The organism is Pseudarthrobacter sp. W1I19 (assembly GCF_030817835.1).
In the GTDB taxonomy this organism is placed as follows: domain Bacteria; phylum Actinomycetota; class Actinomycetes; order Actinomycetales; family Micrococcaceae; genus Arthrobacter.
Genome location: NZ_JAUSZR010000001.1, coordinates 3,111,782 through 3,124,880, shown reverse-complemented (window position 1 = coordinate 3,124,880; position 13,099 = coordinate 3,111,782). Strand labels below are relative to the sequence as shown.

13 protein-coding genes are annotated in these 13,099 nt (G+C 65.5%); 11 read left to right on the top strand and 2 right to left on the bottom strand.

What is annotated here, in order from left to right:
- Window positions 1-3: 3 nt before the first annotated feature.
- Both QF038_RS14555 and sdhC read right to left on the bottom strand, forming a co-directional pair.
- On the bottom strand, window positions 4-465 hold the full coding sequence (locus QF038_RS14555) for a succinate dehydrogenase hydrophobic membrane anchor subunit (RefSeq protein ID WP_307610774.1): 462 nt from the start codon (window positions 463-465) through the stop codon (window positions 4-6).
- A 3-nt stretch (window positions 466-468) separates the two neighbouring features.
- Window positions 469-849 (bottom strand): succinate dehydrogenase, cytochrome b556 subunit, encoded by a 381-nt coding sequence (gene sdhC / locus QF038_RS14550; RefSeq protein WP_307610773.1) that lies wholly within the window; start codon window positions 847-849, stop codon window positions 469-471.
- A gap of 264 nt (window positions 850-1,113) precedes the next feature.
- Between sdhC and QF038_RS14545 the strand changes: the two genes are divergently transcribed.
- From QF038_RS14545 to QF038_RS14495, 11 genes are all read left to right on the top strand, one after another.
- Entirely contained in the window at window positions 1,114-2,247 is a 1,134-nt protein-coding gene (locus QF038_RS14545; protein ID WP_307610772.1) for a mannose-1-phosphate guanylyltransferase, read from the top strand.
- 75 nt (window positions 2,248-2,322) lie between these two features.
- Window positions 2,323-3,522: an amidohydrolase gene (locus tag QF038_RS14540; protein ID WP_307610771.1), complete on the top strand. Its 1,200-nt coding sequence runs from the start codon at window positions 2,323-2,325 to the stop codon at window positions 3,520-3,522.
- 101 nt (window positions 3,523-3,623) lie between these two features.
- Window positions 3,624-4,058, top strand: a complete 435-nt coding sequence (locus QF038_RS14535; RefSeq protein ID WP_307610770.1) for a MarR family winged helix-turn-helix transcriptional regulator — start codon at window positions 3,624-3,626, stop codon at window positions 4,056-4,058.
- Window positions 4,059-4,095: 37 nt separating this feature from the next.
- On the top strand, window positions 4,096-4,524 hold the full coding sequence (locus tag QF038_RS14530) for an organic hydroperoxide resistance protein (RefSeq protein WP_307610769.1): 429 nt from the start codon (window positions 4,096-4,098) through the stop codon (window positions 4,522-4,524).
- Complete coding sequence (locus tag QF038_RS14525; RefSeq protein ID WP_307610768.1) at window positions 4,521-5,537, top strand: NADP-dependent oxidoreductase; 1,017 nt, start codon at window positions 4,521-4,523, stop codon at window positions 5,535-5,537. The genes QF038_RS14530 and QF038_RS14525 overlap by 4 nt, the downstream gene beginning before the upstream one ends.
- Before the next feature lie 294 nt (window positions 5,538-5,831).
- Window positions 5,832-6,902, top strand: a complete 1,071-nt coding sequence (locus QF038_RS14520) for a BMP family protein (RefSeq protein ID WP_307613491.1) — start codon at window positions 5,832-5,834, stop codon at window positions 6,900-6,902.
- Between the two features lie 182 nt (window positions 6,903-7,084).
- The gene (locus tag QF038_RS14515) at window positions 7,085-8,671 is read left to right on the top strand and encodes an ABC transporter ATP-binding protein (RefSeq protein ID WP_307610767.1); all 1,587 of its coding nucleotides are present in this window, start codon (window positions 7,085-7,087) and stop codon (window positions 8,669-8,671) included.
- Window positions 8,664-10,037, top strand: a complete 1,374-nt coding sequence (locus tag QF038_RS14510) for an ABC transporter permease (RefSeq protein ID WP_307610766.1) — start codon at window positions 8,664-8,666, stop codon at window positions 10,035-10,037. Before QF038_RS14515 ends, QF038_RS14510 begins: the two co-directional genes overlap by 8 nt.
- A complete protein-coding gene (locus tag QF038_RS14505; RefSeq protein ID WP_307610765.1) occupies window positions 10,034-11,359 on the top strand; it encodes an ABC transporter permease in 1,326 nt (441 codons plus the stop codon). The genes QF038_RS14510 and QF038_RS14505 overlap by 4 nt, the downstream gene beginning before the upstream one ends.
- A complete protein-coding gene (locus tag QF038_RS14500; RefSeq protein ID WP_307610764.1) occupies window positions 11,346-11,771 on the top strand; it encodes a cytidine deaminase in 426 nt (141 codons plus the stop codon). The genes QF038_RS14505 and QF038_RS14500 overlap by 14 nt, the downstream gene beginning before the upstream one ends.
- Complete coding sequence (locus QF038_RS14495; RefSeq protein WP_307610763.1) at window positions 11,768-13,099, top strand: thymidine phosphorylase; 1,332 nt, start codon at window positions 11,768-11,770, stop codon at window positions 13,097-13,099. Before QF038_RS14500 ends, QF038_RS14495 begins: the two co-directional genes overlap by 4 nt.

Genomic DNA, 13,099 nt, shown 5'->3' with positions numbered 1-13,099 from the left:
GTGCTAGGCAGGGCAGAAGCCGCCAGGCAGGGGCACGCCGTCGACGACGGGGCAAGGGTTGAAGGTGAAGATCACCAGGGTGCCCAGGACAATGATGACCACAGTGGCTGAGTAGAGGACCGTCTTCAGCCAGCGGCGGGTTGAGTCCTTCTCGGCGTAGTCATTGATGATGGTGCGCACGCCGTTGGTGCCGTGCAGCATGGCCAGCCACAGCATGGCGAGGTCCCAGAACTGCCAGAAAGGATCGGCCCACTTGCCGGCCACAAAACCGAAGTCGATCGCGTGGACGCCTTCGCCCACCAGGAGGTTCACAAAGAGGTGGCCGAAGATCAGGACCACAAGCACCACGCCGGAGAGCCGCATGAACAGCCAGGCGATCATTTCGAAGTTGCCACGGTTTCCGCCCGTGCGGCGGTACTGGGGTGCGATCCGCCCGCTGCGCGGGCTCTCAATCGTTGCTGACATGGCTTAGTGACCTCCGAGCGCGAGGGAGAGGTGGCGGATGGAGAAGGCGACCATGGTGACCACCCAGAGTCCGAGCACTGCCCAGAGCATCTGGCGCTGGTACTTGGCACCCTTCTTCCAGAAGTCCACCGCAATGATGCGAAGGCCGTTAAAGGCGTGGAAGACGATGGCCGCAACAAGGCCGGTCTCGCCCAGGGCCATGAGGGGGTTCTTGTAGGTACCGATCACCGCGGTGTAGGCCTCGGGAGACACTCGCACCAAGGAGGTGTCCAACACGTGGACCAACAAGAAGAAAAAGATCACTACACCGGTAATACGGTGTCCTACCCAGGACCACATGCCTTCACGGCCGCGGTACAAGGTGCCAGCTGGTTTTGTCGGCACTGATAAACCTCCCTGCAACACAGCGGCGCTGGCATGAGATCCACGCGGGGGGAACGCCTGCTGCGAGAGCACTCGTAGCTCAGGCCTAAATCTAGGCTTCGCTCACAGCTTATTCAATTTAGGAACTCCTTGGTGCCCAACAACGGCAAGGATTTTCGTGATTAATGAGACAAACACCACAATCGCGCGTCCTGATGAAGTCCGGGCGCCTGCCGCGAGGGCCCATAAGGGGCCCCGGCCGGCGGTCGGCTAAAGTAGGCCTTGATGAGTACAGACAAAGTGACAAGCCCGGTATCACCCCTTGACCGCTTCATTGCGGTGATCCCGGCCGGCGGCGTGGGGACCCGCCTTTGGCCCCTGTCGCGAGCCGCAGCTCCCAAGTTCCTTCACGATCTCACCGGCTCGGGCAGTACATTGCTGCGTGCCACCTATGACCGGCTGCACCCGCTGGCCGGAACCCGGGTGCTGGTGGTCACCGGCCAGGCCCACCGGGACGCGGTGTGCCGCCAGCTTCCGGAAGTCCAGGACGGCGACCTTGTCCTTGAGTCCGAACCCAAGGATTCCGGTGCCGCCATTGGGCTTGCCGCCGCCATCCTGCACGAGCGGGATCCGGACACCATCATGGGTTCCTTCGCCGCGGACCAGGTGATCAGCCCGGACAACCTCTTCCAGCAGGCAGTCCGTGAGGCGATCCACACCGCCGCCGCCGGCAAGATCGTCACCATCGGCATCAAGCCCACCCACCCGTCCACGGGGTTCGGGTACATCCGTTCCGGCCAGGACCTGCACATTGACGGCGCTCCCAGCGCCCAGGACGTGGTGGAGTTCGTCGAAAAGCCGAACGAGGAAGTAGCCCAGCAGTACGTGGACAGCGGAAACTACGTGTGGAACGCCGGCATGTTCGTAGCCCCCGTTGCCCTCCTGCTCAAGCACCTTGAGGCCAACCAGCCCGAGCTGTTCCAGGGCCTGCAGGAAATTGCCCGCGCCTGGGACACTCCTGCCCGTGACGAGGTCACTGCCCGGATCTGGCCCACCCTGCCGAAGATCGCGATCGACTATGCGGTTGCCGAACCTGCCGCCGAAGCCGGGGACGTCGCCGTCGTACCCGGCTCCTTCCGCTGGGACGACGTCGGCGACTTCGCCTCCGTGGGCCGGCTCAACAGTGCCAAGGAAGTGGATGACGTTACGGTTCTTGGTGAGGGCGCGCGCGTGTTCACCGAGAACTCCAGCGGCGTGGTGGTGACCGACACCAAGCGTGTCATCGCCCTGATCGGTATCCAGGATGTTGTCATCGTGGATACCCCGGATGCCCTGCTGGTGACCACCATGGCCAACTCGCAGCGGGTCAAGGCCGCCGTCGACGCCCTGAAAGCCAGCGGCGACACCGACGTTCTCTAGGCAGTGGCGGTCCCTGCGATGTAACGCGGGGACCGCGATGGCCCGTAATCCGGTGACCCTCGCTAGAGTGAAGCAGTGCGCAATTACACTACGGAAGCCGAGCCCACCGCGCTGGTGGCACCCTGGCTTGAGCCGCTCCTGCCGGAACTGATCGATTTCCGCCGGGACCTGCATGCGCACCCGGAACTGTCGTTCAAGGAATTCCGCACCACGGACAAGCTGGCCGAGCGGCTCGAAGCCGCAGGCCTTCGCCCCCGCCGCCTGGAGGGCACGGGACTGACCGTAGATGTGGGCGAGGGGCCCATCGCCACTGCCCTGCGCGGAGACATCGATGCGCTGCCCATCATCGAGGAGACGGGCCTGCCCTTCGCCTCGAAAAACCATGGCGTAACGCACGCCTGCGGCCACGACGTCCACACCACCACCATGCTGGGCATCGCCCTGGTGCTGCACCGCATGCACCAGGACGAACCGCTCGGCGCCACCGTCCGCATCATCTTCCAGCCTGCCGAAGAAACCATGCCCGGCGGCGCGCACTCCTGCATCGAGCAGGGTGTCCTGGACGGGGTTCCCCGCATCCTGGCCCTGCACTGCGATCCGCGCATCGAGGTAGGCAAGATTGGTACCCGCATCGGCGCCATCACGTCAGCCTCGGACACCATCCGGATCGAGCTCTCCGGCCGCGGCGGCCACACCTCGCGCCCGCACCTGACCGAGGACCTGGTGTTCGCCCTGGCACAGATCGCCGTTAATGTGCCGGCAGTCCTGTCCCGCCGGGTGGATGTCCGCAGCGGCGTTTCAGTGGTGTGGGGCCAGATCTCGGCCGGTTCGGCTCCGAACGCCATCCCCGGCACCGGCTACATGGCCGGGACCATGCGTTGCCTGGACCGCGAGGCGTGGCACGCCGCGGGTGAACTGCTCGACGAAGTGGTGCACCAGGTGGCTGCCCCGTACGGCGTGGACGTGCGGTTGGAGCACACCAGGGGAGTGCCGCCTGTGGTGAACTCGGAGCACGAAACAGCCATCATCGAGGCATCCGCGCGTGCCGAAATCGGCGAAAGCGCCGTGGTGCTGACCCCGCAGTCCATGGGCGGGGAGGATTTCGCCTGGTTCCTCGCGGAGCTTCCGGGCGCCATGATGCGGCTCGGCACCAAAACTCCCGGCGGCGAGGAGTACGATCTCCACCGCGGCGACTACATCCTGGACGAGCGCGCCCTGGGACTTGGCATCCGGGTGCTCACCGCTGCGGCGCTGCGCACCATCCGGGACCTGTAGCAGCGGCCGCGCCCGCCGGCGTCGCACTCTATAAAGACCATCCCTTCCCGTGGTGGAGGCAGTAAGTTGTGCACAACTTACTTGCGCGCTATGGTTATTGCATGACTGATGCTCCACGGCTGGACCGCCAGGTGTGCTTTGCGCTTTACTCGGCGTCCCGTGCCGCCACCGCTGTCTACCGGCCTGTCCTTGAAAAGCTGGGCCTGACGTATCCGCAATACCTGGTGATGCTGGTGCTGTGGGAAAGCGAGCCGCGGGGCGTGAAGGAATTGGGCGAAGAGCTCGGCCTTGATTCGGGCACCCTGTCACCGCTGCTGAAGCGCCTGGAGTCCCTGGGGCTGGTGGAACGCCGCCGGTCCGGAGAAGACGAGCGGCGTGTGGCCATCCACTTGACACCGGCCGGGCGGGAGTTGAGCGGGAACGCCGGCGCCATTCCGCAGCGGCTCGCGGACGCCGCGGGGCTTACAGCCGAAGAACTTGACCAGCTGCGCGACACCCTGGGCCGCCTGACAGCTGCCCTGCACAGCGCTCTCTGACACCGAAGATTTCAACCCCCAACAGGACGGACACACCGTGAAACCCCTATACACTGCCGAGGCGCTTGCCTCGGGCGAAGGCCGCGACGGCACCGCACGCAGCAACGACGGGAAACTCGACGTCACGCTGTCCAGCCCGGTGGAGCTCGGCGGATCCGGGCAGGGCACCAACCCGGAACAGCTTTTTGCTGCCGGCTATGCCGCCTGCTTCCACTCCGCACTGCGGCTGGTGGGCCGCAAGGAACGTGCCGATCTGACGGATTCCGCAGTGGCGGCCAAGGTCCACCTTGGCCAGCTGGACACCGCGGGTTTCGGGCTGGCCGCGGAACTTGAGATCGCCCTTCCGGCGCTTGACCTGGCCACAGCTGAGGCACTGGTGGCAAAGGCCCACGAGATCTGCCCTTACTCCAATGCCACCCGCGGAAACATCACAGTGGACATCAAGATCCTGGAGTACGCCGCATGAGCCAGCCGCTTCCTGTCGCCACGCGCGAAATACAGCTGGCCTCCCGACCGTCGGGCCGCCCGGTTCCTGAGAACTTCCGGCTTGCCGAGTCGCCGCTGCCGGAACTCCGGGACGGCCAGGTCCTGGTCCGCAACCTCTTTATGTCGGTGGATCCCTACATGCGCGGGCGCATGAATGACGTCAAGTCCTACTCCGCGCCGTTCAAGCTGGACAAAGCGCTCGACGGCGGCGCCGTGGGTGAGGTGACCGCGTCCCGTTCAGAACACCACCAGGAAGGTGACGTGGTGGTGCACACCCTTGGCTGGCGGGAGTACGCAGTGGTGGATGCCGCCGCGGCGACGCCTGCCCGCACGGACCTCGCACCTGCCTCCGCTTTCCTGGGCGCGCTGGGCATGACCGGGCTGACGGCCTATGCCGGCCTGCTCAAGGTTGCGGAGTTTGCGCCGGGTGACGCCGTCTTCGTCTCGGGTGCCGCCGGTGCCGTGGGCTCGCTGGTGGGCCAGATCGCCAAGGCCATGGGCGCATCCCGGGTGATCGGTTCCGCGGGCACGCCCGCGAAGGTGGCCCGGCTGCTGGAACTGGGCTTTGACGCCGCTTTCGACTACCACGACGGGCCTGTCCTGGATCAGCTGCAGAAGGCCGCGGGCCCTGGCGGGATCGACGTCTACTTCGACAATGTGGGTGGCGAGCACCTGGAAGCGGCACTGGCCACGCTCAGCGTTGGCGGACGCGTGGCGATGTGCGGCGCCATTGCGCAGTACAACTCCACCGAACCCACGCCGGCACCCCACAACTTGATGCTGGCCATCGGCAAGCAGCTCACCCTTAAGGGCTTCCTGGTGGGCGGCCAGCGGCAGCACGCCGCGGAATTCGCCGAAAAGATGGAGGGCTGGCTCGCGGACGGCACTGTCCGCTACGACGAGACCATCGTGGACGGGCTCGAGAACGCTCCCCGGGCCTTTATGGACCTGCTGGACGGCGCCAACACGGGCAAGATGCTGGTCCGCCTCTGACGTTCTACAGGTCCGGTGGACGATGCAGGGGGCCGCACCGAGGTACGGCCCCCTACTGGTTGGTAACAACTTGTAAACAATCTCCGGGATGGGGTCCGGGTGTGCTACGGAGACGTGGCGCAGGCCACTAAAGTAGGTGCCATCAGTGCGCTCCGGCGCAGTGCTGCGGGCGTCAGTGAAAACAGAATTTCAGTGCAGAAACGGACACTCATTGAATTCGAGCCGTAGCGCCACTCTCTTCATCCTGGAGGAAAATTGAAGACATCACTGCGTGCACACGTCAAGCGCGGTTCAATGGCCGGCCTGGCTACCGTCAGCGCCTCGGCCCTTCTGTTGACCGCCTGCGGCGCAGCCCCCGAAACCGGAAGCACTTCGTCCGCCGGTGCCACCGACTACACCGGCTGCATTGTCTCCGACTCGGGCGGATTCGACGACCAGTCCTTCAACCAGTCCTCCTACGAAGGCCTGAAAAAGTCCGAGAAGGACCTGGGGATCAAGGTCAACCAGGCCGAGTCCAAGACCAATAACGACTTCGAGCCGAACCTGCGCGCCATGGTCACCGCCGGCTGCGACCTCACCCTCACTGTAGGCTTCCTGCTGGGTGACGCCACGGAGCAGCAGGCAGAAGCCAACCCCGACAAGCATTTCGCCATCATCGACTTCGCAGACGACACGCCGGTCGCGAATGTCAAGCCGATCATCTACGACACCGCGCAGGCGGCGTTCCTCGCCGGCTATCTGGCTGCGGGGACCACCAAAACCGGGAAAGTGGCCACCTTCGGTGGCAGGAACATCCCCGCTGTCACCATCTTTATGGATGGCTTCGCTGACGGCGTGAAGTACTACAACGAGCAGAAGGGCAAGGACGTCCAGCTCCTTGGCTGGAACAAGGACGCCCAGGACGGGACGTTCACCGGCGACTTCGAAAAGCAGGACGTGGGCAAGCAGGTCACCCAGAACTTCCTGGACCAGGGCGCCGATATCGTGATGCCCGTGGCAGGCCCGGTAGGCAAGGGCGCGGGGGCGGCGCTGAAGGATGCCAAGGCCGCCGGCAAGGACGTCAAGCTGATCTGGGTCGACTCCGACGGCTACCTGACCGCCCCTGACTACAAGGACATCATGCTGTCCTCCGTCATAAAGACGATGGACGAGGCCGTAGAGTCCGTGGTCAAGGATGACACGGAAGGCAAGTTCAGCAACACGCCGTACGTCGGCACCCTGGCCAACGAAGGTGTGCAATTAGCGCCTTTCCACGATCTCGATTCGCAGGTCCCCGCCGAGCTCAAGTCCGAGCTGGAGCAGATCAAAAAGGACATCGTGGACGGCAAGCTCAAGGTTGAGTCCAAGGAAAGCCCCAAGTCCTGACCCGTGCATAGAGCGCCGCCGCCCGGCTGGTCGATGACCGGCCGGGCGGCGGCGCTTTTTGCTGCGGCCTGCCGCTTTTGGGCTACCGCCCGCCCTTCCCAGGACTGCAACCACTAGGCTGGTGCTGCAGCCACATATCCCGTCCGGTCGATCACTGGACGCTTCGAGATTGGTCTTCAGTTTTGAAACTTGAACTCAGAGGGATCACCAAACGCTTCGGGACTTTGCTTGCCAACGACCACATCGACGTGGTGGTTGAACCCGGGCAGATCCATTGCCTGCTGGGCGAGAACGGGGCCGGAAAATCCACCCTGATGAATGTGCTGTACGGCCTGTATGAGCCCTCGGAAGGTGAGATCCTCATCGACGGCAGGGCCGTTTCCTTCCGCGGCCCCGGCGACGCCATGGCGGCCGGAATCGGCATGGTGCACCAGCACTTTATGCTGGTCCCGGTCTTCACGGTTGCGGAGAATGTGGCACTCGGTGCCGAACCCACCAAGGCCGCCGGCTTCTTGAACCTGGATGAGACCCGCCGCCGGATCAAGGAGATCTCGGACCAGTACGGCTTCGACGTCGATCCTGACGCCCTGGTGGAGGACCTGCCGGTCGGCGTCCAGCAGCGCGTGGAAATCATCAAGGCACTGGTGCGCAACGCCAAGGTCCTGATCCTCGATGAACCTACCGCGGTGCTGACGCCCCAGGAAACGGACGAACTGCTGGACATCATGCGGCAGCTCAAGTCCGGCGGCACCTCCATCGTGTTCATCTCCCACAAACTGCGGGAAGTGAAGGAAGTCTCGGACACCATCACGGTGATCAGGCGCGGAAAGGTGGTGGGTGAGGCAAGTCCCGCCGCCCCCACCGCAGAGCTTGCCTCCATGATGGTGGGCCGCGCCGTCAGCCTGAACCTGGACAAGGCACCGGCCCAGCCGAAGGAAAAGACCTTTGAGGTCCGCGACCTCACCGTCATCGCACCCAGCGGCCACCACGTGGTGGACGGCCTCAGCTTCGATATTGCCCGCGGCGAAATCCTGGCAGTGGCCGGCGTGCAGGGCAACGGCCAGACCGAACTCACCGAGGCCATCCTCGGCCTCCAGGACCGTGTATCAGGTTCCATCAAACTGGACGGCAAGGAGCTGCTGGGCCGGTCGGTCAAGGAAGTCCTGAAAGCGGGCGTCGGCTTCGTTCCGGAGGACCGCAAGGTGGACGGACTGGTGGGCACGTTCTCTGTAGCGGAGAACCTGGTCCTGGACCTCTACGACAAGCCCCCGTTCGCGAAGGGCATCAGCATGAGCCCGGCGAAGATCCTGGAAAACGCCAAGGCGCGCATCGGCGAGTTCGACGTCCGCACACCGTCGGCGGTTGCCGCCGCCGGCACACTCTCCGGCGGCAACCAGCAGAAAGTGGTGATGGCGCGCGAGCTTTCCCGGCCCCTGCGCCTCTTCATCGCCTCACAGCCCACCCGCGGCGTGGATGTGGGTTCCATCGAGTTCCTGCACCGCCGGATCGTGGTCGAGCGGGATCAGGGCACACCGGTGATGATCATTTCCACTGAGCTGGACGAGGTCATGGAACTGGCGGACCGGATCGCCGTGATTTACAAAGGCAAACTGGTGGGCATCGTTCCGGCCGGCACGGGCCGCGACGTCCTGGGCCTCATGATGGCGGGAATTCCGCGGGAGGAGCATACGCCTGTGCCGCAAGCAGGGCCAGCGTCCAGGGCATCCACGTCCTCCACGTCTGACGCCGAAGGAGGCGAGCATGTCTGACAAGCATCCACCCAAGCACGCGGCTGGTGAACCCGGCCCCGGGGCGCAGGAGGCCACGCCTGCGGAAGACCTGACGGCCGCCGTCGTCTCCGTTGACACGGCCGGCGGTGCCATGGAGCCCTCCGCCGTTCCAGCCTCTGCCCAGAGCGGGCAGCTGCCGGGCGGCCCGGACAACGTGCTGCGCAGGATCTTTACCGGCAGCGGGATGGTCTCGGTCCTGGCCGTGCTGCTGGCGCTCATCATCGGCGGGCTCCTGATCGCCAGCACCGACAAGCAGGTGGCCACCACCTCCACGTACTTCTTCGCCCGTCCCACCGACTTCCTGACGGCCGTCTGGAACGCCGCCACCCGCTCCTACATAGCGCTGTTCCAAGGCTCGGTCTTCAACCCGCGGGGCAACAGCGTTGCGGCCCAGTTCGCGCCGTTCATGGAGACACTCACCATCGCCACGCCGCTCATCACGGCCGGCCTCGGCGTCGCACTGGCCTTCCGCGCGGGCCTGTTCAATATCGGTGCCCAGGGGCAGATCATCGTGGCCGGCATCCTGGCCGCCTGGGTGGGCTTCGCGCTCCACCTGCCCGTGGGACTGCACCTGCTGCTGGTCCTGCTGGCGGGCATCGTCGGCGGCGCCTTCTGGGGCGGACTCGTCGGTGTCCTCAAGGCACGGACCGGCGCCCACGAGGTCATCCTCACCATCATGTTCAATTACATCGCGCTGTACTTCCTGCGCTTCCTGCTGAACACGCCGGCGTTCCAGCGGCCGGGGGAGACCAACCCCATCTCGCCCATCCTGGACCCCAGCGCCGTCTACCCGCAGATTTTTGGCACGCAGTACCGGCTGCACCTCGGTTTCCTGCTGGCCATCGCGGCCACCGTCCTGGTGTGGTGGCTGCTGAACCGCTCCACCGTGGGCTTCGAGTTCCGGGCTGTCGGCGCCAACCCCAAGGCGGCCCAGACCGCCGGCATCAACGTCTCCCGGTCCACCGTCCTGGTGATGGCCCTCGCGGGCGCGCTGGCCGGCATGTCCGGCGTGGCCCAGGTGGCGGGCACCGAGAAAGTCCTGACCGACGGCGTGGCCGCCACCTACGGGTTCGACGCCATCACCGTTGCCCTCCTGGGACGTTCGACGCCGTGGGGCACCTTCGCCGCCGGCCTCCTGTTCGGCGCCTTCCGCGCCGGAGCCGTCCAGATGCAGATCCAGACCGGAACCCCCATCGACATCGTCCTGGTGGTCCAGTCCCTGATCGTGCTCTTTATTGCGGCACCGCCACTGGTCCGGGCCGTCTTCGGCCTGAATCCGCGGCGCAAGAAGCAGGCCCGCACCGCCAAGTCCCGCAAGGCAGCAACCACCGGAGGTGCAGCATGAGCACAACAGTTTCCTCACCCCGGCCCGGAAAGCCCCAGCCGGACAGCACAGCACCGGATGCCGGCTCAGCCGCCATCTCCACCAAACCAGTGACCTGGCGGACCCCGGTCCTGCTCACCATCTTCGGGTTGATTGCCCTGGTCTTCTTCGGCCTGCTGGCACCCAACCAGACCGCCAGCTTCGGGATCTCCACCGGCGAGGACTTTTTCCAGCTGCCGGCACTGCAGGTCAACGCCTTTGCCGGCGGCATCGTCCTCTCCGTCCTCCTGTTGGGACTCGCCGGCTATGCCGCCTACCTCAAGACCAAGGGCAGGCCCGCTCCGGGCTGGCTGACCGTGACGTTCATCGTCCTGTTCGTGGCCGCGTTCCTCATCTGGGTGGTGGGCGGCGCCCGGACCCCGAACATTTCCCTCGCCGGCCTTATTGCCGGCTCTGTCACCCTGGCGGTCCCGCTGGTGTTCGGCTCGCTGTCCGGCGTCCTGTGTGAGCGCGTGGGCGTGGTGAATATCGCCATCGAGGGCCAGCTCCTGGGCGGCGCCTTCACCGCCGCCATCGTGGCCAGCATGACGCAGAACCCGTTCATCGGGCTGGCGGCCGCCGCCGTTGCCGGCGCCGTGGTGTCCATGGTGCTGGCGCTGTTCAGCATCAAATACCTCGTCAACCAGATCATCGTGGGCGTGGTGCTCAACGTCCTGGTCTCCGGCGTCACGGGATTCCTCTTCAGCACCGTAATGCAGGCCACCAAGGCCCGGTTCAATTCCCCTCCCGGGCTGGACATCATCGAGATTCCCGTCTTGTCCAGCATTCCGATCATCGGGCCCATCCTGTTCCGCCAGTCCCTGGTGGGATACCTGATGTACATCGCGGTCCTTGTGGTCTGGGTAGGTCTGTTCAAAACCCGCTGGGGCCTGCGGGTCCGGGCCGTGGGCGAGCACCCGCAGGCCGCCGACACCCTGGGCATCAACGTCAACGCCACCCGGTTCTGGAACGTCACCCTGGGCGGGGCAGTGGCCGGCATCGGCGGGTCATTCTTCACCCTGGTGGCGATCGACAGCTTCACCAAGGAAATCTCAGGCGGGCGCGGCTTTATCGCGTTGGCCGCCCTGATTTTCGGCCGGTGGAACCCGATCGGAGCCTTCTCCGCTGCGCTGCTCTTCGGTTTCGCGGACAACCTGCAGAGCATCGTGACCATCATCGGAACCCCGGTACCCAGCCAGTTCATGGCCATGCTGCCCTACCTGGTGACTGTCCTTGCTGTGGCCGGGCTGGTGGGCAGGTCACGGGGCCCGGCGGCCAGCGGTATCCCCTATGTCAAGGGTTGACGCCGTGGCCGGGGCGAAGGGACCGGACTGGTCCGCCCTGGAGGCTGCCGCCGTCGCGGCCATGCAGAAGGCGTACGTGCCATATTCGAAGTTCCCGGTGGGGGCGGCGGCGGTGACCGAGGACGGCCGGATTGTCAGCGGCTGCAACGTCGAAAATGCCAGTTACGGGCTGACCCTGTGCGCTGAATGCGCGCTGGTGGGCAACCTGCACATGACCGGGGGCGGACTGCTCCGGGCGTTCTACTGCGTGGACGGCAACGGCAGGGTCCTGATGCCCTGCGGCCGCTGCCGCCAGCTGCTGTACGAATTCCGTGCGCCCGGCATGGAACTCATGACCACCCAAGGCATCAAAACCATGGACCAGGTGCTGCCCGACGCCTTCGGTCCCGAACACTTGGAGGAAACCCGGTGACAGGCCCCCGCGCACAGAACAACACCGCCGAAGCGTTCGACGCCGTCGACATCATCCGCGTCAAGCGGGACAAAGGCACGCTCAGCCCCGAACAGATCGACTGGACCATCGATGCCTACACCAGGGGTGTCATCGCCGACGAGCAGATGGCCGCCCTGAACATGGCCATCCTGCTCAACGGCATGAACCACAGCGAGATAGCCCGGTGGACGGCCGCAATGATCGCCTCCGGCGAGCGGATGGACTTCTCCAGCCTGCGGCGGCCCGACGGCGGCCTGAAATACACCTCGGACAAGCACTCCACCGGCGGGGTGGGGGACAAGATCACCCTGCCGCTCGCGCCGCTCGTGGCCGTCTTCGGTGTTGCCGTTCCGCAGCTCTCCGGCCGTGGACTGGGGCACACCGGCGGCACCCTGGACAAGCTGGAGGCCATCCCCGGCTGGCGGGCCAGCCTCAGCAATGAGGAAATGCTGGCACAGCTGCAGGACGTGGGCGCTGTCATCTGCGCCGCCGGGGCCGGGCTGGCTCCCGCGGACAAAAAGCTGTACGCACTCCGCGATGTCACCGGCACCGTGGAGGCGATTCCGCTCATCGCATCCTCCATCATGAGCAAAAAGATCGCCGAGGGGACCGGCTCGCTGGTCCTGGACGTCAAGGTGGGCAGCGGTGCTTTTATGAAGGATGGGGCCAAGGCCCGCGAACTCGCCGAGACCATGGTGGCCCTGGGCAAGGACGCCGGGGTCAACACCGTGGCCCTCCTGACCAACATGAATACGCCGCTTGGGCTCACCGCCGGCAACGCCATCGAGGTGGAGGAGTCCGTGGAGGTGCTGGCCGGCGGTGGTCCTGATGATGTGGTGGAGTTGACTGTCCGGCTCGCGGAGGAAATGCTCGCCGCCGCAGGAGTGCACGACGCCGATCCCGCCGCAGCGCTGAGGGACGGCCGCGCCATGGATGTCTGGAACCGCATGATCGAGGCCCAGGGCGGCGATCCGCGGGCCAAGCTGCCGGTGGCCCGGGAATCGTTGGTGGTGTACGCCCCGGCAGATGGCGTGCTGGTGGAGCTGGACGCCTTGGCCGTCGGGGTGGCGGCATGGCGGCTCGGCGCTGGACGGGCGCGTAAGGAGGACGTAGTGCAGGCGGGTGCAGGGGTGCGCATGCACGCCAAGCCCGGCGCCGTGGTCCGGGCCGGCGAGCCACTGATGACCCTGCTGACCGATACCCCGGAACGCTTCGCCCGCGCCAAGGAAGCACTGGAGCAGGCTGTGGTGATAGCGCCCGAAGGATCACGGCCGGCGCAGCGCCTGATCATCGACCGCATAGCATAG

Bases quoted from the DNA above. Each gene is read 5' to 3' on its own strand.
- QF038_RS14555 (WP_307610774.1), bottom strand. From the start codon at position 465: ATGTCAGCAACGATTGAGAGCCCGCGCAGCGGGCGGATCGCACCCCAG.
- QF038_RS14545 (WP_307610772.1), top strand. From the start codon at position 1,114: ATGAGTACAGACAAAGTGACAAGCCCGGTATCACCCCTTGACCGCTTC.
- QF038_RS14535 (WP_307610770.1), top strand. From the start codon at position 3,624: ATGACTGATGCTCCACGGCTGGACCGCCAGGTGTGCTTTGCGCTTTAC.
- QF038_RS14525 (WP_307610768.1), top strand. From the start codon at position 4,521: ATGAGCCAGCCGCTTCCTGTCGCCACGCGCGAAATACAGCTGGCCTCC.
- QF038_RS14520 (WP_307613491.1), top strand. From the start codon at position 5,832: ATGGCCGGCCTGGCTACCGTCAGCGCCTCGGCCCTTCTGTTGACCGCC.
- QF038_RS14510 (WP_307610766.1), top strand. From the start codon at position 8,664: ATGTCTGACAAGCATCCACCCAAGCACGCGGCTGGTGAACCCGGCCCC.
- QF038_RS14505 (WP_307610765.1), top strand. From the start codon at position 10,034: ATGAGCACAACAGTTTCCTCACCCCGGCCCGGAAAGCCCCAGCCGGAC.
- QF038_RS14500 (WP_307610764.1), top strand. From the start codon at position 11,346: ATGTCAAGGGTTGACGCCGTGGCCGGGGCGAAGGGACCGGACTGGTCC.